Source organism: Sphingobium nicotianae, assembly GCF_018603885.1.
In the GTDB taxonomy this organism is placed as follows: Bacteria; Pseudomonadota; Alphaproteobacteria; order Sphingomonadales; family Sphingomonadaceae; genus Sphingobium; species Sphingobium nicotianae.
This window is the reverse complement of record NZ_JAHGAW010000001.1, coordinates 519,735-536,707: the sequence shown is the minus strand read 5'-3', so window position 1 is coordinate 536,707 and position 16,973 is coordinate 519,735. Positions and strand designations below refer to the sequence as shown.

The following is a 16,973-nucleotide window of genomic DNA, read 5'->3' as shown; positions in this document are numbered from 1 at the left end:
GCGGCAAGCAAGAACGTCGCGGATGGCCGGAAGGGACGATTGACCAACTTGGCCCAGGATGCCGAACTGCTGGCGGACGAGGCGGGCAAGCAACCCCGCCGGTTTCGGCGCGCGAGACGGATCGGCGGCGGCATCGCGCTCGTGCTGGCCCTGGCCGGCGGTGCGCTCTATCTCGCCCGCAAGCCGATTGCCGACAGCTTCATCGCACGGGAGCTGGCCGCGCGGGGTGTGCAGGGGCGTTACGTCGTCACGCGCATCGGGCCGCGCACGCAGCGACTCGACAATCTCGTCATCGGCGATCCGCGCAGTCCGGACCTGACCGTCCGCTTTGTCGAGGTGGACATCGGCTGGGGTCTCGGCGGCGCCCGGATCACACGGGTTCAGGCAAGCGGCGTGCGGCTGCGCGGCCGGCTGCACGAGGGCACCCTTGATCTCGGCCAGGTGACCAGGCTGCTTCAGGGCAGCACCGGAAGGGGCGAAGCTCGCCTGCCGGACTGGACGGTCGAACTCGACGATGCCCGCGCCGACATCGCCAGCGATCTTGGCGCGCTCCAGTTTGCGCTGCAGGGTCGCGGGCCGGTGCGGTCCGGCTTCGGGGGTACGCTGAGCGTGGCCTCATCGGGCCTGCAGATCGGCGATTGCCAGATCGAGCGGCCGCGCGCGCCGCTCGACGTCTCGACGCAGGATGAGCGCATCCTGCTGATCGGGCCGGTCTCGGCGCCGATGCTGGTCTGTGGCGATACGCTGGTGGCGGCACCCAAGCTCGATTTCAATCTGCGCAGCGATATTGCCCTGCAGGATATGAGCGGCGCGGTGACGCTCTATGCCGACGATGCCCGGCAGGCGGCGCGGCGGCTGGACAAGCTTTCGGGGTTGGTCACTTTCAAGGGCAAGGCGGCCGACCTGCGCGGCAGTGCCTCGGTCTCGGCCGCGCATGTGAGTATCGACGGGGTCGAGACGGGTGCGGCCAAGATCGGCGGCAATTTCGCATTGCGCGCGAGTGGGGACACCGGCCTCGCCTGGACCGGCGTCGCGACGGTCGACAATGCGCATCCGGCCAAGGGCATCGACATGGGCGCGCTGGTTCGCGCCGCCGCCGGGACGCCACTGGAGCCGCTGGCCGGCAAGCTCGCAAAGGCGATCGCCGAGATTGGCAAGGGCAATCGGTTGGTGCTGGGCGGCGCGGTCAACCTGCTCGGCTCGCGCGGCAATGCGGCGCTCGACAGGCTCGAACTCACCGCGCGCAGCGGCGCGCGGGTGCGGGCGACGGATGGCAGCGCGGTCAAATTCAACTGGCCCGATGGCGCGCTGGCGGCGACGGGGACGATCGCGCTGAGCGGCGGCGGATTGCCCGAGGGCAAAATCGCCTTCGCTGCGGACGAGAAGGGCATGGTGCGCGGTCGCGCGACACTGGCCGACTATGCGGCGGGAACGGCGCGGCTGCGACTGACGCCTGTCGACTTCGCGATCGACCGGCGAGGGGCCGGGCAGGTGCGCACGACGCTGACCCTGGATGGCCCGCTCCCCGATGGCCAGCTGACCGGGCTCACCGCGCCGGTCGATGCACGTTTCTCGCCCGATGGCAGCGTGCGCCTGGCGGGAAGTTGCGCGCCGGTTCGCTGGACGGCGGTGCGCCTCTCCAGTTTGGCGCTCGATCCTGCGACGGTGCGGCTGTGCGGCATCGACAATGGCGACATCCGGATCGACATGATGGCGCTGACCGGGCGGATCGGCGCCAGCCCGCTCGCCTTCAAGGCCGCCTCGGCGCGCTATGCGCTCGGGGCGGGGCAGTTCGAGCTGGCGGCGCCTGACGTGCGGATCGGCCCGGCTGACAATCCCGTGCGGCTGGCCGCGAACCGGCTGGTCGGCATGGCCACCCCGCGCGGGGGCGGCCTTGCCGGCACATTCGAGGGGGGAGCGGGGCGCATCGGCGCGGTGCCGCTCGACCTTACCGAGCTGGCCGGCCGCTGGGCCTTCCGCAATGGCCGCCTGGATGTCGATGGCGGCCTGCGCGTTGCCGATGTCCTGGCCGATCCGCGTTTCCGCCCGCTGGCCGGACGCGATGTCCACCTGACGCTCGCCGATGGCCGCATCGATGCGACGGGCATGCTCGTTCATCCCACCCGGCAGGTGCGGGTGGCCGCGGTGACGATCCGCCACGACCTGTCCAGTGGCGCGGGGCAGGCGGACATCAAGCTCGACAATCTGCGCTTCGGCGGCGCGCTCCAGCCCGACGACCTGACATCCCTGGCTCTGGGTGTGATCGCCAATGTTGACGGCGTGGTTGAAGGGCAGGGGCAAATCCGCTGGACCGCCGAACATGTGACCAGCGACGGCACTTTCTCGACGAAGGGCATGAGCTTTGCCGCCGCCTTCGGCCCGGTCACCAATTTCGCGACGACGATCCACTTCGCCGATCTGCTCGGCATGCGCACCCTGCCGGGGCAGGTGATGACGGTCGGCAGCATCAATCCCGGCATCGAGGTGACGGACGGTACGATCCATTATGCCCTGCTCTCCAGCCAGCAGGCGCGAATCGAGGGCGGGCAATGGCCCTTCTCTGGTGGAACCTTGTCGATGCTGCCGGCCACGCTGGATCTGGACGCGAAAAAGCCCCGCAAGCTCACCTTCCGCGTTGTGGGTCTGGAGGCCGGCGCCTTCATCAACACGCTGGAGCTCGACAATATCTCCGCGACGGGCACGTTCGACGGCCTGCTGCCGATGGTCTTCGACGAAACGGGCGGGCGGATCGAGGGCGGCCTCCTGGTGGCGCGCCAGCAGGGCAATCCGCCCCTCATCCTGCAAAGCACACAGGGTCTCGACGTGCCCTGCGATCCGGCCCGCCAGTCCGGCAATCTCGCTTATGTCGGCGAGGTGTCGAACGCCCAGCTCGGCGCCTATGGAAAGCTCGCCTTCGATGCGCTCAAGAATCTGCGCTATCGCTGCCTCGCCATCATGCTCGACGGCGCGCTGGACGGCGAGTTCGTCACCCGGCTCACGATCAACGGCGTCAATCAGGGCACGGAAGAGGCGAAGAAGAGCTTCATCTCGCGGCCGTTCCTCGGCCTGCCATTCATCTTCAACATCCGCATCGAGGCGCCTTTCCGTGGCCTGCTCAACACCGCGACCGGCCTTGCCGACCCGAGGCGGGCGGTCAGCGATGCCCTGCGCAATCACACGGCGCCGGTCATCACCGATGAGGGAAGGCTTGCCGTTCAGCCCGTGGACAGCGACAAGCGCATAAAAGGGGAACCGAAATGAGGCATCGACCATGGCTCTTGAAAGGCACGCGCACCGGCACCGGACTGACCCTCGTCATCCTGGCGGGCGGCTGCATCCAGGTGCGCGCGCCGGACAAGCCGATCGAAATCAATCTGAACGTCAAGATCCAGCAGGAAGTGGTCGTGCGGCTCCAGCAGGACGCCAAAGACCTCATCCAGAACAATCCGGAGCTTTTCCCGCAATGACACGCATGATCTTCTCCACCGCCGCCCTCGCCGCCCTGCTCGCGCTCGGCGCGCCAGCCCTCGCACAGGACAGCGTCATCAGCGCTGCCAAGGCCGCCGGGACCGTGGGCGAACAGGCCGATGGCTATCTCGGCATCAAAGGCAGCGTCTCCAGCGAGGTGAAGGCCGCGGTCGATGCGCTCAACATCAAGCGCCGCGCCGCCTATACCGAGCTTGCCGGAAAGCGCGGCGCGACCGTGGCCGAGGCGGCGGCCGTGACCGGTTGCCAGACGCTCGCCAGCCGCGTCTCGCAGGGCCAGATCTATCGGATCGGCGCCGGCGACTGGCAGACGAAGGGCGCAGGCCCGATCGCCCTGCCGGATTATTGCGCGGGCGCGGGCAACTGATCGGGCCGATTCGACACAAAGCGGAAATGATTTCGCGCTAAATTCCACGCTCTCCAGCATCCGGGCGCGCCAAGGTTGACTTGGTGGCATTCGCTTTCTACACGGGCCGCGCCTTGACGGGGGCGGACTTGGCGCGTCATGGAGCCTGCTCTTTTTACGCGTCGAAGCGACGCGAAACGGGAGTGGCGACATGGCCGAGACCGAACCCGGGCAGGACCCGATTGCCAAGGATAGCCGCATCGGTTCGCTCGAAGAGCGGCTGAAACGCGCCGAGGCGGTCGAGCAGGTCAGGACCAATGCGGGTCAGACCGGTGGCACGGACGAAAACACTCGTCTGGGCAACCGGGTGCTCGCGGAACTGATTGGCGGTCTTGTCGGTGGCGCGTTGATCGGCTTCGTCCTGGACAAGTGGATCGGCACATCGCCCTGGCTCCTGCTGGTTTTCCTCTTCCTGGGGATATTCGTAGCCTTCAGGAACATCATTAGGATTTCGACCAAGCGTCCTGAGAAATGAGGGCGCTTTCGTCTTAAGATCAGACGGTTTTTGGGAAGCAGACGTGGCAGAATCCGGCAAGATTGACCCAATGCACCAGTTCACGATCGAGCCGCTGTTCGGCACCGATCACTGGGCGATCGGCGGGTATAATATCGCCTTCACCAACAGCGCCTTGTGGATGGTGCTTGCCGTCGTCGTGCTCTGGGGCTTCGTCGCGCTTGGCATGCAGCGTCAGCTCGTGCCGGGCCGCTGGCAGATGGCCGTGGAGACGATGACCGGCTTCATCGACAATCTGTTGAGCGCGAATGTCGGGCCCGAGGGCAAGAAGTTCGTGCCCTATGTCTTCTCGCTGTTCATGTTCATTCTGGCGGCGAACCTGCTTGGCCTGTTGCCGCTCGGCCTGTTCGGCAGCCATGCCTTCACCTTCACGAGCCATTTCACCGCCACCGGCGTGCTCGCCATTCTGAGCTTTTCGATCGTGCTGATCGTCGGCTTCTGGCGTCATGGCTTTCATTTCTTCTCGCTGTTCGTGCCGCATGGTACGCCGATCTGGCTGCTCTGGCTGATCCCCTTCATCGAGCTGGTGTCCTTCATGGTGCGCCCGTTCAGCCTCGGCCTGCGACTCTTTGTCGCGATGATGGCCGGCCACATCCTGCTGGAAGTGCTGTCGAGCTTCGTCATCAACAGCGCCAATGCCGGCCCGGGCTGGGGCATCGCGATCGGCATTCCGAGCTTCCTGCTGATGGTCGGCATCAGCGCGCTGGAGCTGCTGGTCGCGGTCATTCAGGCTTATGTGTTTGCGTTGCTGACCTCGCTCTACATCAATGATGCGGTCAATCTTCACTGAGTTTTCAATCAACTAACGAACGAATTTGAAAAGGAGTTTATAACATGGACGCAGAAGCAGCAAAGCTGATCGGTGCTGGTCTGGCCGCTATCGGTGCCGGCATGGCCGCGCTCGGCGTGGGCAATGTGTTCGGCTCGTTCCTTGAGAGCGCGCTGCGCAATCCGGGTGCCGCCGACGGTCAGCAGGGCCGTCTGTTCATCGGCTTCGCCGCTGCCGAGCTTCTCGGTCTGCTGGCGTTCGTCGTCTCGATGATCCTGATCTTCGTTGCCTGATCGCTCGCACGATCGGACAATGATTGCGGATCTGGCGGTCGCTCCTTTGGGGCGCCGCCGGACCGCCAGGACGGACAGGTGATATGCCTCAGATAGCCCAGCTCGCCGCAACCTACTCGTCGCAGATCTTCTGGATGCTGCTGACGTTCGGTTTCGTGTTCTTCGTCATCGGCCTCGGCATGGTTCCCAAGGTCCAGTCGACGGTCGACGCGCGCGACAGGAAGATCGCCGATGATCTCGACGCGGCCAAGGCGGGTTCGGCGGCTGCCGATGCGCTGGAAGCCGACTGGCGGGCGAAGGAAAATGAGGCACGCGCGCAGGCGCAGGCCAAGCTCGCCGAGGCCAAGGCCAAGGGCGCCAAGGACCGCGAAGCCAAGCTCGCCAAGGCGGACGCCGCCATCGGCGAGAAGCTCGCGGCGGCCGAAGCCGTGATCGAGACGGGCCGCAGCAAGGCGCTCGGCGAGATCGAAGCGGTCGCGGCGGAAGCGGCGGCAGACATCGTGCGCCGCCTGGCCGGTGCGGAGGTCTCCTCCGATGCCGCGCTCCAGGCCGTGAAGGCGGTGCTCTGACGTGGCCGATCATAGCAAGGATGTCGGGATGCATGCGGACAACGCCACCCAGGAAGTCGCCCACAATCTCGATCAGGCCGACAAGGTGGAGTCACTGAGCGGCAACGTGACCGCCGCCACAGAGGCCCATGGCGGACCGGAGCAGCATGAGGCCGGCCCGACCATGTTCGGTGTCGTCAATGGCGGCGCTCTGGTCAGCCTGGCGATGCTGGTCTTTCTGATCGTGCTGCTGGTCAAGAAAGTGCCCGGCGCCATCGGCGGGGCGCTCGACAAGAAGATCGCGGCCATCCGCAGCCAGCTCGACGAAGCAGCCAAGCTGCGCGCTGAGGCCGAGGCGCTGAAGGTCGAGTATCAGGCGAAGATTGCCGCTGCCGCCAAGGATGCCGAGGCGATGCGCGCGGCGGCCGAGGAAGAGGCGGCCGACCTCATCGCTGAAGCCAAGGCTGAAGCCGAAGCGTTGGTGAAGCGTCGCCAGAAGATGGCCGAGGACAAGATCGCCGCCGCCGAGCGCGCCGCGATCGCGGATGTCCGTGCTCGGGCCGCGACTGCCGCGACGGCCGCCGCAGCCGCACTGATCAAGCAGACCCACGACGCCAAGGCGGACAAGGGTCTGATCGATGACGTGATCGGCAAGCTGACGCACTGATCGTCATCGCATTTGCGGGGCATGAAAAAGCCGGGCGAGGGGGACCTCCGCCCGGCTTTTTCGTGATCCGTCACCGTCATTCCCGCGAACGCGGGAATCCAGCTACCGCCTAACCGTCCAATCTGGATTCCCGCGTTCGCGGGAACGACGTGGAATTTCGGTGCGAAACGAAGCAGCCGATCACTTGGGCTTGCGGAACAGATAGATGAACTGATCCGTCTTCCCGCGAATGCTCGGATCGAACACATTCTTGTCATGCGGATCGCCCGGTGCCGCGAGCAGCTTGGACTCGCTGACGAACACGAATCCCGCCTTCTCGATTGCTTTCCTTGCCGCGACCGGGTCGATGCGATGCAGCTTGTCGGGCACCACGAAGTCTGGGTCTGCATTGGCCACATGGTCGACCACCAGGAAGGTCCCGCCGGCCTTCAGTGAGTTATAGAGCCGCTTGGTAACCGCCTCGGCGAAGGCCGGTCCGCCGAACTTCAGATAGAGGTCGTGGTAATTCTGCACGGTGATGATTGCGTCCAGCTTCTCCGGGAACGCGACCTCGCCGATCTTCATGCTGAGCGGCGTGACGTTGGCGCGGCCCGCGACCGCCGCCTTCTGCTCGTCGCCATAGGCCGGGCGGAAACCTATGAATTCGCCGGCCTGATAGGCATAGACCCGTCCCTTCGGCCCCACTGCATTGGAGAGGATGCGCGTGAAATAGCCGCCGCCCATCATGAAATCGCCGACCTTTTGACCAGACTTGATGCCCGCCAGCGAGAGCAATTCCAGCGGATGGCGGGCGACGTCGCGGTCGATGTCAGCCTGCGGACGGGTCTTGTCCGCGAGCGCCGCGCGCAGTTGCGGCGAGATCGGCTGAGCGCTTAGCGGCGTCGTGGCGAGCAGCGCGAGTGGAAGCAGGGCAAGTCTCATGAGTATCTCTCCCAAGGTCCGCGTCCCGACATTGCCCCCGTCGCTCCGCGCGCCTAAATCGCACCTATGACCGATCGCCCCTCATCGCCGGACCGCTTCAACGAGGAGGCGGCCACCTATACGGTGCGCGGTAGCGATGCGCCAGATATCGAGGCGGGCGTCGCGGCGATCCGCGAGACGCTGAAGTCGCTGACGACGCGGCCCGGCGTCTATCGTATGCAGGATGCGCGCGGTGACGTGCTCTATGTCGGCAAGGCGCGGGCGCTGCGCAATCGCGTCACCAATTACACGCAGGTCGATCGGCTCCCCAAGCGCCTGCAGCGCATGGTCTCGCAGACCCGCTCCATGACCATCGTCACCACCAACAACGAGGCCGAGGCGCTGCTGCTCGAGGCCCAGCTGATCAAGCGTTTCCGCCCGCCCTACAATGTGCTGCTGCGTGACGACAAAAGCTTCCCCTTCATCCTGCTGCGCGAGGATCATGCCTTCCCGCGCGTCCAGCTCCATCGCGGCGCGCGCAAGATAAAGGGGCAATATTATGGCCCGTTTGCCGGGGCGGGCGAGGTGCGCAAGACGCTGAACGCGCTGCAGAAGCTGTTCCTGCTGCGCAGCTGCACCGACAGCTATTTCAGCAATCGCTCGCGGCCCTGCCTGCTTTATCAGATCCGTCGCTGCTCGGCGCCCTGCGTCGGGCGGATCGACGAGGCGGCCTATGGCGAGTTGGTCTCGGACGCGGCCGATTTCCTCGGCGGCAAGTCGAGCAAAGTGCAGGGCAAGCTCGGCGAGGCGATGAATGCTGCTGCCGAAGCCATGGATTTCGAGATGGCCGCCGTTTATCGCGACCGCCTGAAAGCGCTGACCTTCATCCAGGGCAGCCAGGCGATCCACGCCGAGGGGCTGGGCGATGCCGACATCTACGCGCTCGCCAGCAAGAATGGCGGCATGTGCATCCAGGCCTTCTTCATTCGCGGAGGGCAGAACTGGGGGCATCGCAGCTTCTTCCCCGTCCACACCGCCGAGGTGAGCGAGGACGAGGTGCTGATGCAGTTCATGGCGCAATTTTACGAGGACGTGCCCCCTGCGCCTTTGATCCTGTGCGATCGCGAGCCGGCCGAGAGCCTGCTGCTGGCGGAAGCGCTTTGCCAGCGCATCGGCCGCAAGGTGCGCATCGAGGTGCCCCAGCGCGGCGAACGGGTGAAGCTGATCCGCCAGGCGCAACGCAACGCGGTCGAATCGCTGGAGCGCCGCCAGGCCGAGAGCAGCGCGCAGGGCAAGATCCTCGCCGACATGACCGAGCTGTTCGGGCTGGAGGGCGTGCCGGATCGCATCGAGACCTACGACAACAGCCATATCCAGGGCACCAATGCGCTGGGCGCCATGATCGTCGCGAGCCCCGAGGGCTTCCGCAAGAATGCCTATCGCAAGTTCAACATCAAAAAACCCGAGACGATCGCGGGCGACGATTTCGGCATGATGCGCGAGGTGTTCGAGCGCCGCTTTGCCCGCGCACAGGACGAGGATCCGGATCGCGACACCGGCGAATGGCCTGATCTCGTCCTGATCGACGGCGGCCGCGGCCAGCTCAACGCGGCGCGCAAGGTCCTGGAGGATCTGGGCATCGAGGATGTGACGATGATCGGCATCGCCAAGGGGCCGCATCACGGGCGCGAGGGGCGGGAGGTATTCCATCTGATGGATGGCCGCGAGATCACGCTCCCGGTCAATCATCCCGTGCTCTTCTATATGCAGCGCCTGCGTGACGAGGCGCACCGCTTTGCCATCGGCGCCCATCGCCAGAAGCGCGCCAAGGCCATCACCGTGAGTTCGCTCGACGAGGTTCCCGGCATCGGCCCGGCGCGCAAGAAGGCGCTGCTGATGCACTTCGGCACCGCCAAGGCCGTCCGCAACGCCAGCCTCGATGATCTCCAGCGCGCGCCCGGCGTGTCATCGGCGGTGGCGCAGACGGTGTATGACTATTTCCATGGCTGATTGACGCGCGCGCGCCTGCCTCCCACAGTGCGGCGCTCGGGGACAGGGACGGGGGCGAGCACGGCCTATGCAGACTTATTTCGCGATCATGCGGCGCGGGTTCGTCGCACTGCTCGATTTTCGGGGCCGCGCGCCACGGCGGCATTTCTGGCCTTTTGCGCTGACGTGGGTGTTCGTCATGATCGTGTCGTCGCAACTTCTGATGCGGCTGCTGATGTCGCGCGGCCATTTCGGTGTGGGCGCCTCCGTTCGCGATGTTCCGCTCCCGCCCGGATCGGGCGGCGGCAGTGTCGAGTTCGATCTGCCCACCGCCGGCGACATGGCGAGGATCATGACCGGTTTCTTCTATGGTACGGTGATCGCCGCCGCGATCTTCATCCTGCTGGTGGCGGCGATCACGGTCCGGCGCCTGCATGACAGCGGCCGCACGGGCGCCTGGGCTTTGCCGCCGCTGGTCTTCCTCGCCAGCGGCTTCGCGATGATGGCATCCTTCTTCACTGGCGGATCGCCGCCCATGGCCCTGTTCCCGCTGATCTTCCTCAACAATCTCGTCTATCTGCTCTGCCTCGGCTACCTGATCTACCTGCTGTGCAAGCCGAGCGACCCGGATGCCAATCGGTTCGGGCGGCCCGAACTGGCCGATCTCTGAGCCGGCTGGCCCGTGCGCATCCTGCTGCTTGGCGCCGGCGGCTTCATCGGCCGCCAGATCATGGCGGAGCTGCTGGCACACGGGCATGATCTGGTCGCCGTCGTGCGGCGTGTCGCTGGGCTGGACGCCATGTTCCCCGCCGCCCGCTTCGTGACGCTGGACCTCGCCCGCGCGACCGGCCCGGCAGATTGGGCGCCGCATCTTCCCGGCATCGATCTCGTCATCAATTGCGCGGGCATCCTGCGCGGGCGCGACATGGTTCCGGTGCATGTCGACATGCCGCGCGCGCTCTACGCGGCGGCGCGCGAGGCCGGCGTCAAACGCGTCGTCCTGATCTCGGCGATCAGCGCCCGGCCCGATGTCGCCACCGACTATGCTCAGGCCAAGCTGGCCGGTGAGGCGGCGCTGCGCGACTCCGGGCTCGGCTGGACGATCTTGCGACCCTCGCTCGTGTATGGCGACGGTAGCTACGGCGGCACTTCGCTGGTGCGCGGTTTGGCCGGCCTGCCGCTCGTTCTGCCGGTGCCGGGTGACGGCCATTTCCCCTTTACACCGATCCATGTGCGAGATCTCGCGCGGGCCATACGCGTTGTGTGCGAAACGACGCGGTTTGACGGGCAAACACTCGATCCGACTGGTCCGGAGACGCTAAACCTGCGCGCATTGCTGCTGCGCTACCGGGGCTGGCTCGGCTTCGCCCATCCGGTCGTGCTGCCGGTGCCGATGCCGGTGATGCACGGGCTGGCGAGGCTCGGCGACCTGCTCGGCAGCGGGCCGATCTCGTCCAACAGCCTCGAGCAGATGGTCGCGGGCAATGCCGGCGATGGCGAGGCGTTCGCGCGGGCGATCGGCTTCGCGCCGCGCAGCCTTGGCGACGCGCTGCGGGACCATCCGGCGCAGGTGCAGGATCGCTGGCACGCGCGGCTCTATTTCCTCGCGCCTTTGCTCAGGGTGATGCTGCTGATGATGTGGCTGGCCTCGGTCTGGCTGGGGCTTTGCTATGGTCATGATCCGGCGGCGCAGGTTGTGCGCGGCCTCGGGCTCGGCGCGGCATGGGCCGATCCGCTGCGCTGGTCCGGCAGTCTGCTCGATCTCGCTCTGGCGATCTGGCTGCTGCTCGATCGCACCGGACGCAGCGTCACATTAGCGCAATGCGTCGTGATCCTTGGCTACACGCTGGTGATCGGCGTCGCCGTGCCTGCCCTGTGGCTCGATCCCTACGGCGCCTTGCTCAAGAATCTCCCCGTCCTGGGCGCTGTCCTTGTCTATGGCGCGATCGCGGATCGGCGCTGATGGATCTCTATCTGCTCCTCAAATGGATGCACGTGCTGAGCAGCACGGTCCTGTTCGGCTTCGGCGCGGGCACCGCCTGGTATCTGTGGAACGCCCATCTGACCCGCGATCCCGCCACGATCGCCAGCGTCGGCCGCATGGTCGTGCGCGCTGACTGGCTTTTCACCGGCACGAGCGGGATCGTCCAGCCCGTGACCGGCGTCTGGCTGGCGCGTCTGAGCGGATATGCGCTCACCGAGCCGTGGCTGCTCGCCGCACTCTGCCTCTATGCGCTGGCCTTCGCCTGCTGGGCGCCGGTCGTCTGGCTGCAAATCAGGGCGCAACGGTTGGCGCAGCGGGCCTTGGCGCAAGACAGCGCGCTTGGTCCCGAGTATGAGCGGACGATGCGCTGGTGGTTCGCGCTCGGCTGGCCCGCCTTTCTCGGCCTGCTTGTCATCTTCTGGCTGATGATCGCGAAGCCTGCGCTCTGGTGATCTTGTCCTGTCACGCACAGGCGCTATTCCCCGCAGCCGGACATATTTCAGGAGGATTCCCATGACCGACGGCCCTTGGTCGCATATGCGCAACGCCAGCGTGGCGGATGATATCGAGTTCGAGATCAAGGGGCAGGAGCTGCAATTTCTCGAGATCGAGCTGGACCCGGGCGAAAGCGCGGTGGCCGAGGCGGGCGCGATGGTCTGGAAGGATGCCAGCGTCGGCATGACCACCGTGTTCGGCGACGGGCGCGGCGCCGAGGGCGGCTTCATGGGCAAGCTGCTCGGCGCGGGCAAGCGGCTGATTACCGGCGAGAGCCTGTTCACCACCGTCTTCACGCACAACGGCACCGGCAAGGCGCGCGTTGCCTTTTCGGCGCCCGTGCCGGGCGCGATCCTGCCACTCAAGCTCGATGCGCATGGTGGCACCCTGATTTGCCAGAAGGACAGCTTCCTCGCGGCGGCGCGCGGGGTATCGATCGGGGTGCACTTTCAGCGCCGGATGATGACCGGCCTGTTCGGCGGCGAAGGCTTCATCATGCAGAAGCTGGAGGGCGACGGCTGGGTGTTCGTGCAGATGGGCGGCACGCTCGTCGAGCGCACTCTGGGCGCGGGCGAGGAACTCCACATCGATACGGGCTGCGTCGCGGCCTATACGGCCGGCGTCGACTTCGACCTGATCTCGGCCGGCGGCGTGCGCAGCTCGCTGTTCGGCGGGGAAGGGCTTTTCTTTGCGCGGCTGCGCGGGCCCGGCGTGGTCTGGATCCAGTCGCTCCCCTTCGCCCGCCTCGCCGCACGCATGGTCGCCGCGAGCGGCACCGGCGGCCAGAACCGCGGGGAGGGATCGGTGCTAGGGCAACTCGGCAACCTGATCGATGGGGATTAGCGCGCGGATCCCCTTCGATCTTGGTGCTTGGCAGGCGGTCGACCCTTGACGCCGGAGAGCGGCCTTCAGGGATGCGACCACGCTGCGGACTCGGAGATTGCCGTCAGCCCGGATTTGATCCGGGGGTCCCGCTTCTTCTGTGCGATATCGAACTATGCCCCGAACGTGCGAAAAAGAGCAGCGGGACCCCGGGTCAAGCCCAGGTGACGTCGGTGGGAGCGGCAGTGTCCGCTTCCCAAAGCGGAAGATCATGCTGGGTCCTCCCATAGCTTCACGACCTGTCTGCACGCAGGCACCTTGCAATCGGCCGAGCCCATTGCCAGACAGAGGCCCCGTGTCGAACGCCAACGCCTAGACGCCATCATGGCGCTGATCGCTCTGCTGAGCGCCCGTGACGGCGCACGCAACCGGACGGCGGGCGGGTTGGCCGCGCCGCTGATTGACTTTGGTGGCCAGCCTTTGCTGGAATATCAGGCGCGTCAGGCGCTTGCGGCCGGCGCCGATAAGATAGTGATTCTGGTGGATGCGCCCGCGCCCGATCTGGCGCAGCTCGTCGACCGGCTTTCCGCCGAGCAGGAGCGACCCGTTGCCCTGGTGCAGGACATGACGACGCTCTCGCGCGCCATCGCGCTCGATGATCGCGTGCTCCTGCTCAGCGAAAATCTCGTCGCGCCGCCCGAGGCGCTGACTTCCCTGCTCGCCACGCCCGCGTCGACCATGCTGACATTGCCTTCGGTGCCCTCGACGGCGCGCTTCGAGCGGATCGACAGCGGGGCGATGTGGGCCGGTGCGCTCTGGGCGCCCGGTGCGAATATCGTCTCAACGCTGGACATGCTCGGGGATTGGGATCTCGAGCTGACTCTGCTGCGCCGCGCGGTTCAGGCCGGCATTCTGCGCGTTGAATTGTCGCCGGAACTGGTCATGGATGGCCGTCTCACCATCGCGCGTGATCAGGCCAGCGCCGACCTCGCCCTGCATGCGCTTAGCGAGGGTCGCCATGCCACTGTGAGTGAGGGCGCGAGCGGGCTTGGCAGCCTGTTCGTCCCCGTGTCACGGCTGATCGTGCGCGAATTGGTCCGCCGCCAGATCGAGCCAGCGCATCTCGCCATGATCGCGCTGTTCCTGGCGGTTGCCGGCCTGGCGCTGAGTGTCACGGGGTGGGCGCTGCCGGGCCTGATCGTGACGATCATGGCCGTGGCAGCATCCGATCTCGCCCGCCAGTCCGCGATGGTCACGCTGCGCACCAGCGGACGGCCCTGGCAGCATCGTGTGGTGCAGGGAGGCGGGCTGCTGGTGCTGGCGATTCTGGGCCTTCGTCTCTCGCAGGGGCAATTACTGGGACTCGCCGGAGCCTGGCTTCCGCTGATCCTTATCGGCCTTCTCGCCTGGGCCGATGAAATCGAGAGGCCTGTCGGCCCGTGGCGACGCTGGCTGCAGCTCACCGTACCCGGTGCGCTGGTCCTCGTGCTCATTGGCCAGATATTCGGCGGAGCGGCGGCGTCCTTCGCGTTGCTCGGGCTTCTCGTCTGCGCGGCGATCGCGGTGCGCCTGCTGCCGATCGATTCTGCCAGGGTTTAGGGCATATTAAGCCTGTTCGGCTAAGGGCAGGGCATGAATGTCGGCAATGAGCCAGCTCAGCAACGCGCACCTGGCGGAGGTGGTGGCGAGGGTGGACGCCCCGGAGTCCGTCTCTTCCGCCGGCTGATCGAGGACGTGCGCCATGGCGCCGATCTTGCGCAACTGGCCGATTCGGCGCCGCGCCGCTGGAGCGACGCGCTGCTCGCCGAGACCCGCTTCCATCTCGCCGGCATGATGAACGCGGTCGAGCTCGCAATCGGCCTGCATGTCAGCGACGCGAGGGTCGAGTCGATGCTGGCGGAACTCGGGCCCGGTTATGCCCGCCATGCCATCGAGGAAGAGCTGGAGATTTTGTCGCCTGAGTTGCTCGGCCATCTGCGCCGTCGCGCGGCCGTCGCCATGCTCCTGCGTCAGAATGATGGGTCCGGGGCACCGGTCAGCATTGCCGCGGTGGACCCGGGCGCCGGCAATGACCGCTATCTCGATGCGCTGGCCGCGCTCGGCATCGCCGAACGGCGCTGGTCCGCGCCGATGCTGCTCGATGCGCCGATGCGCCCTGATCTTCCCGCCGAGCATTTCCACGATCTTGCGTGGACGGTCGCGGCACTGCTGATCCGCGGCTGTGAGGCCGATGCGGCCGCCGGGGACCAGGGCCTGTTCCGGGCTCTCGTCCAGGCCACCGAGCGCCTGATCGCGCGCCACGACGAGGGCCGCGGCGCGTTCGCGCTCGCCCAGCTTTGCGCGCGCAGCCTCACGCGCGCTTCTCGCCTCGCCCTGGCGCCCGCGGCGCTGGTCGATGCGCGTCTTCTCTTGTTCGCGGCGTTGGCCGAGGGTGAGATCGGCTTGTCGATCGAGCAGGTGATCGAGGCGCTGATCGATCCGCTCGACGAGCCGCGTCACGCCGTCCTGCGCCTCATGAACATCGACGATGCCGTCGCCTTTCGGACCATGGAACTGCTCGCGCCGTTGACGGGCGCGGCGGCTCGCGGGGACATCGGGCTGGCCGAGTTCGTCGAGGACTATCGCCTGTTCGATGCGGCGAAGGCCGTTGCCTGGCTGATGCGCGTGTCGAGCCCGCCCGCACTTGTCGAAAAGCTCGCTCTCATGGAGCGCGCGCAATGAGCGCGCTGCCCGCTGTCGATGCGCCGGTCCAGGCGACGCTGGATGCCGACGGCCGCCTCGTCGCGGCTGACGAGGCGCTGCTTGCGCTTCAGGTCGAAGCCGGCGGCGATCCGAATGGCCTGCTCGTGATCCCGGCGCTGGCCGCGCTCGTGCGCCTCGTCCAGCGCCTGCGCATCCCGATTTCCCGCGGCGTCGAGGTCGCTCAGGGCGAGACCGACATCAGCATGTGGGTCCAGCTTCGTCCGGATGACGAGGGTATGGCGCTCGCCATCGTCGATTGGCAGGCGCGCACGCCGCGTCGTGCGCCCGAGGATGTGCCGGCGATCCATCTCGCCGTTGCGGGCGATGAAGGGCATGGCTGGAACTGGCAGGTCGATACCCGCCTCCGCTTCCGCACCGTCGACCAGGATGCCGAGGAACTCGGTCATGAACCTCCCCGAATCGGCGACCCGCTGACCGCCTATTTCCAGCTCGACACGCGCGACGACACCGCCATGCCGCTCCTCGAAGCGCTTGCGCTGCGTCTGCCGTTCTGCAACCAGTCCGCGATCCTGCGCGCCGACGCCGCGATCGCCTATCGCATTTCGGGGGCGCCCTTGTTCGACAATGGCGGCGCGTTGATGGGCTATCGTGGCCGGGCGGTGCGCATCGATGAGGTGCCGGCACCGGCTCCGCAACCCGAAGCGGAGGTGGTCCACATCTTCGGCCCCGATCTGGGTCGCCGCCTCGATCAGGCGCTGCGCCAGCCCCTCGGCCGGATCATCGCCAATGCCAGCACGATCAGCGGCCAGCTCGAGGGGCCGCTGCGCCAGGATTATGCCGAATATGCCGCGGACATCGCCGCCGCCGGCCGCCACCTGCTCGAGCTGGTCGACGATCTCGCCGACCTGCAGGCGATCGAGCGCCCCGGCTTCACCACCGCGCAGGAGGAGGTTGATCTCGCCGATCTTGCGCGACGTGCCGCCGGCCTGCTCAACGTGCGCGCCAATGCCCGCCGCGTGCGCATCCAGACCCCGCCGCTCGGCGAGCGCGCCCCGGCGCGCGCGGAATATCGCCGCGTGCTGCAGATTCTGGTCAATCTGATCGGCAACGCCGTGCGTCATTCGCCCGAGGACAGCATCATCTGGGTGCGCGTCGACGACGAGGCTGGCCGCGCCAGGGCGATCGTCGCCGATCAGGGCGGCGGCATCGCGTCGGAGGACCATGAGCGCATCTTCGAGCGCTTCGAGCGACTTGGGCTCGCGGGCGGCGAAGGCAGTGGTCTCGGCCTCTACATCTCCCGCAAGCTCGCGCGGGCCATGGGCGGCGACGTCACCGTCGACAGCGCGATGGGGCAGGGGGCCCGCTTCACGCTTGATCTGCCGGGCTGGACCGCCTGA

Annotated in this window: 17 protein-coding genes; 16 read left to right on the top strand and 1 reads right to left on the bottom strand. The window is 66.7% G+C overall.

Going from position 1 to position 16,973, the window contains the following annotated elements; all coding sequences use genetic code 11:
- Positions 1-39 precede the first annotated feature (39 nt).
- From KK488_RS02685 to KK488_RS02650, 8 genes are all read left to right on the top strand, one after another.
- Positions 40-3,261: an intermembrane phospholipid transport protein YdbH family protein gene (locus tag KK488_RS02685; RefSeq protein ID WP_214621561.1), complete on the top strand. Its 3,222-nt coding sequence runs from the start codon at positions 40-42 to the stop codon at positions 3,259-3,261.
- The gene (locus tag KK488_RS02680; RefSeq protein WP_214621560.1) at positions 3,258-3,467 is read left to right on the top strand and encodes a YnbE family lipoprotein; all 210 of its coding nucleotides are present in this window, start codon (positions 3,258-3,260) and stop codon (positions 3,465-3,467) included. Before KK488_RS02685 ends, KK488_RS02680 begins: the two co-directional genes overlap by 4 nt.
- Positions 3,464-3,853, top strand: a complete 390-nt coding sequence (locus KK488_RS02675; RefSeq protein ID WP_214621559.1) for a YdbL family probable chaperone protein — start codon at positions 3,464-3,466, stop codon at positions 3,851-3,853. Before KK488_RS02680 ends, KK488_RS02675 begins: the two co-directional genes overlap by 4 nt.
- Positions 3,854-4,043: 190 nt before the next feature.
- Complete coding sequence (locus tag KK488_RS02670; protein ID WP_214621558.1) at positions 4,044-4,367, top strand: AtpZ/AtpI family protein; 324 nt, start codon at positions 4,044-4,046, stop codon at positions 4,365-4,367.
- A 43-nt stretch (positions 4,368-4,410) separates the two neighbouring features.
- Complete coding sequence (locus tag KK488_RS02665; RefSeq protein WP_214621557.1) at positions 4,411-5,196, top strand: F0F1 ATP synthase subunit A; 786 nt, start codon at positions 4,411-4,413, stop codon at positions 5,194-5,196.
- A gap of 44 nt (positions 5,197-5,240) precedes the next feature.
- A complete protein-coding gene (locus tag KK488_RS02660; protein WP_214621556.1) occupies positions 5,241-5,468 on the top strand; it encodes a F0F1 ATP synthase subunit C in 228 nt (75 codons plus the stop codon).
- 83 nt (positions 5,469-5,551) lie between these two features.
- A complete protein-coding gene (locus KK488_RS02655; protein ID WP_214621555.1) occupies positions 5,552-6,037 on the top strand; it encodes a F0F1 ATP synthase subunit B family protein in 486 nt (161 codons plus the stop codon).
- A 28-nt stretch (positions 6,038-6,065) separates the two neighbouring features.
- Complete coding sequence (locus tag KK488_RS02650) at positions 6,066-6,683, top strand: F0F1 ATP synthase subunit B family protein (protein ID WP_214621631.1); 618 nt, start codon at positions 6,066-6,068, stop codon at positions 6,681-6,683.
- A 180-nt stretch (positions 6,684-6,863) separates the two neighbouring features.
- On the opposite strand, the gene KK488_RS02645 is transcribed toward KK488_RS02650, so the two are convergent.
- A complete protein-coding gene (locus KK488_RS02645; RefSeq protein WP_214621554.1) occupies positions 6,864-7,604 on the bottom strand; it encodes a class I SAM-dependent methyltransferase in 741 nt (246 codons plus the stop codon).
- A gap of 66 nt (positions 7,605-7,670) precedes the next feature.
- Here KK488_RS02645 and uvrC point away from each other — a divergent pair, with 66 nt between their 5' ends.
- The 8 genes from uvrC (at position 7,671) to KK488_RS02605 (ending at position 16,973) form a co-directional block, all read left to right on the top strand.
- Positions 7,671-9,593: an excinuclease ABC subunit UvrC gene (gene uvrC / locus KK488_RS02640; RefSeq protein WP_214621553.1), complete on the top strand. Its 1,923-nt coding sequence runs from the start codon at positions 7,671-7,673 to the stop codon at positions 9,591-9,593.
- A gap of 67 nt (positions 9,594-9,660) precedes the next feature.
- On the top strand, positions 9,661-10,242 hold the full coding sequence (locus KK488_RS02635; protein WP_214621552.1) for a DUF805 domain-containing protein: 582 nt from the start codon (positions 9,661-9,663) through the stop codon (positions 10,240-10,242).
- Positions 10,243-10,254: 12 nt separating this feature from the next.
- Complete coding sequence (locus KK488_RS02630) at positions 10,255-11,535, top strand: SDR family oxidoreductase (RefSeq protein ID WP_214621551.1); 1,281 nt, start codon at positions 10,255-10,257, stop codon at positions 11,533-11,535.
- Complete coding sequence (locus KK488_RS02625; protein WP_214621550.1) at positions 11,535-12,008, top strand: DUF2269 family protein; 474 nt, start codon at positions 11,535-11,537, stop codon at positions 12,006-12,008. Before KK488_RS02630 ends, KK488_RS02625 begins: the two co-directional genes overlap by 1 nt.
- 61 nt (positions 12,009-12,069) lie before the next feature.
- Positions 12,070-12,894 carry a TIGR00266 family protein gene (locus KK488_RS02620; RefSeq protein ID WP_214621549.1) on the top strand — a complete coding sequence of 275 codons (825 nt, stop codon included), beginning with the start codon at positions 12,070-12,072 and terminating at the stop codon, positions 12,892-12,894.
- 363 nt (positions 12,895-13,257) lie between these two features.
- Positions 13,258-14,472 (top strand): glycosyltransferase family protein, encoded by a 1,215-nt coding sequence (locus KK488_RS02615; protein WP_214621548.1) that lies wholly within the window; start codon positions 13,258-13,260, stop codon positions 14,470-14,472.
- A 33-nt stretch (positions 14,473-14,505) separates the two neighbouring features.
- Positions 14,506-15,594, top strand: a complete 1,089-nt coding sequence (locus tag KK488_RS02610) for a hypothetical protein (RefSeq protein ID WP_214621547.1) — start codon at positions 14,506-14,508, stop codon at positions 15,592-15,594.
- Positions 15,591-16,973, top strand: coding sequence for a sensor histidine kinase (locus KK488_RS02605; protein ID WP_214621546.1), 1,383 nt, complete (start codon positions 15,591-15,593; stop codon positions 16,971-16,973). The genes KK488_RS02610 and KK488_RS02605 overlap by 4 nt, the downstream gene beginning before the upstream one ends.

Excerpts from the sequence above, each read along its gene's own strand:
- KK488_RS02610 (WP_214621547.1), top strand. The coding sequence starts at position 14,506 with ATGAATGTCGGCAATGAGCCAGCTCAGCAACGCGCACCTGGCGGAGGT.
- KK488_RS02625 (WP_214621550.1), top strand. The coding sequence starts at position 11,535 with ATGGATCTCTATCTGCTCCTCAAATGGATGCACGTGCTGAGCAGCACG.
- KK488_RS02635 (WP_214621552.1), top strand. The coding sequence starts at position 9,661 with ATGCAGACTTATTTCGCGATCATGCGGCGCGGGTTCGTCGCACTGCTC.
- KK488_RS02675 (WP_214621559.1), top strand. The coding sequence starts at position 3,464 with ATGACACGCATGATCTTCTCCACCGCCGCCCTCGCCGCCCTGCTCGCG.
- uvrC (WP_214621553.1), top strand. The coding sequence starts at position 7,671 with ATGACCGATCGCCCCTCATCGCCGGACCGCTTCAACGAGGAGGCGGCC.
- KK488_RS02645 (WP_214621554.1), bottom strand. The coding sequence starts at position 7,604 with ATGAGACTTGCCCTGCTTCCACTCGCGCTGCTCGCCACGACGCCGCTA.
- KK488_RS02615 (WP_214621548.1), top strand. The coding sequence starts at position 13,258 with ATGGCGCTGATCGCTCTGCTGAGCGCCCGTGACGGCGCACGCAACCGG.
- KK488_RS02605 (WP_214621546.1), top strand. The coding sequence starts at position 15,591 with ATGAGCGCGCTGCCCGCTGTCGATGCGCCGGTCCAGGCGACGCTGGAT.
- KK488_RS02620 (WP_214621549.1), top strand. The coding sequence starts at position 12,070 with ATGACCGACGGCCCTTGGTCGCATATGCGCAACGCCAGCGTGGCGGAT.
- KK488_RS02680 (WP_214621560.1), top strand. The coding sequence starts at position 3,258 with ATGAGGCATCGACCATGGCTCTTGAAAGGCACGCGCACCGGCACCGGA.
- KK488_RS02650 (WP_214621631.1), top strand. The coding sequence starts at position 6,066 with ATGCATGCGGACAACGCCACCCAGGAAGTCGCCCACAATCTCGATCAG.
- KK488_RS02655 (WP_214621555.1), top strand. The coding sequence starts at position 5,552 with ATGCCTCAGATAGCCCAGCTCGCCGCAACCTACTCGTCGCAGATCTTC.
- KK488_RS02660 (WP_214621556.1), top strand. The coding sequence starts at position 5,241 with ATGGACGCAGAAGCAGCAAAGCTGATCGGTGCTGGTCTGGCCGCTATC.
- KK488_RS02670 (WP_214621558.1), top strand. The coding sequence starts at position 4,044 with ATGGCCGAGACCGAACCCGGGCAGGACCCGATTGCCAAGGATAGCCGC.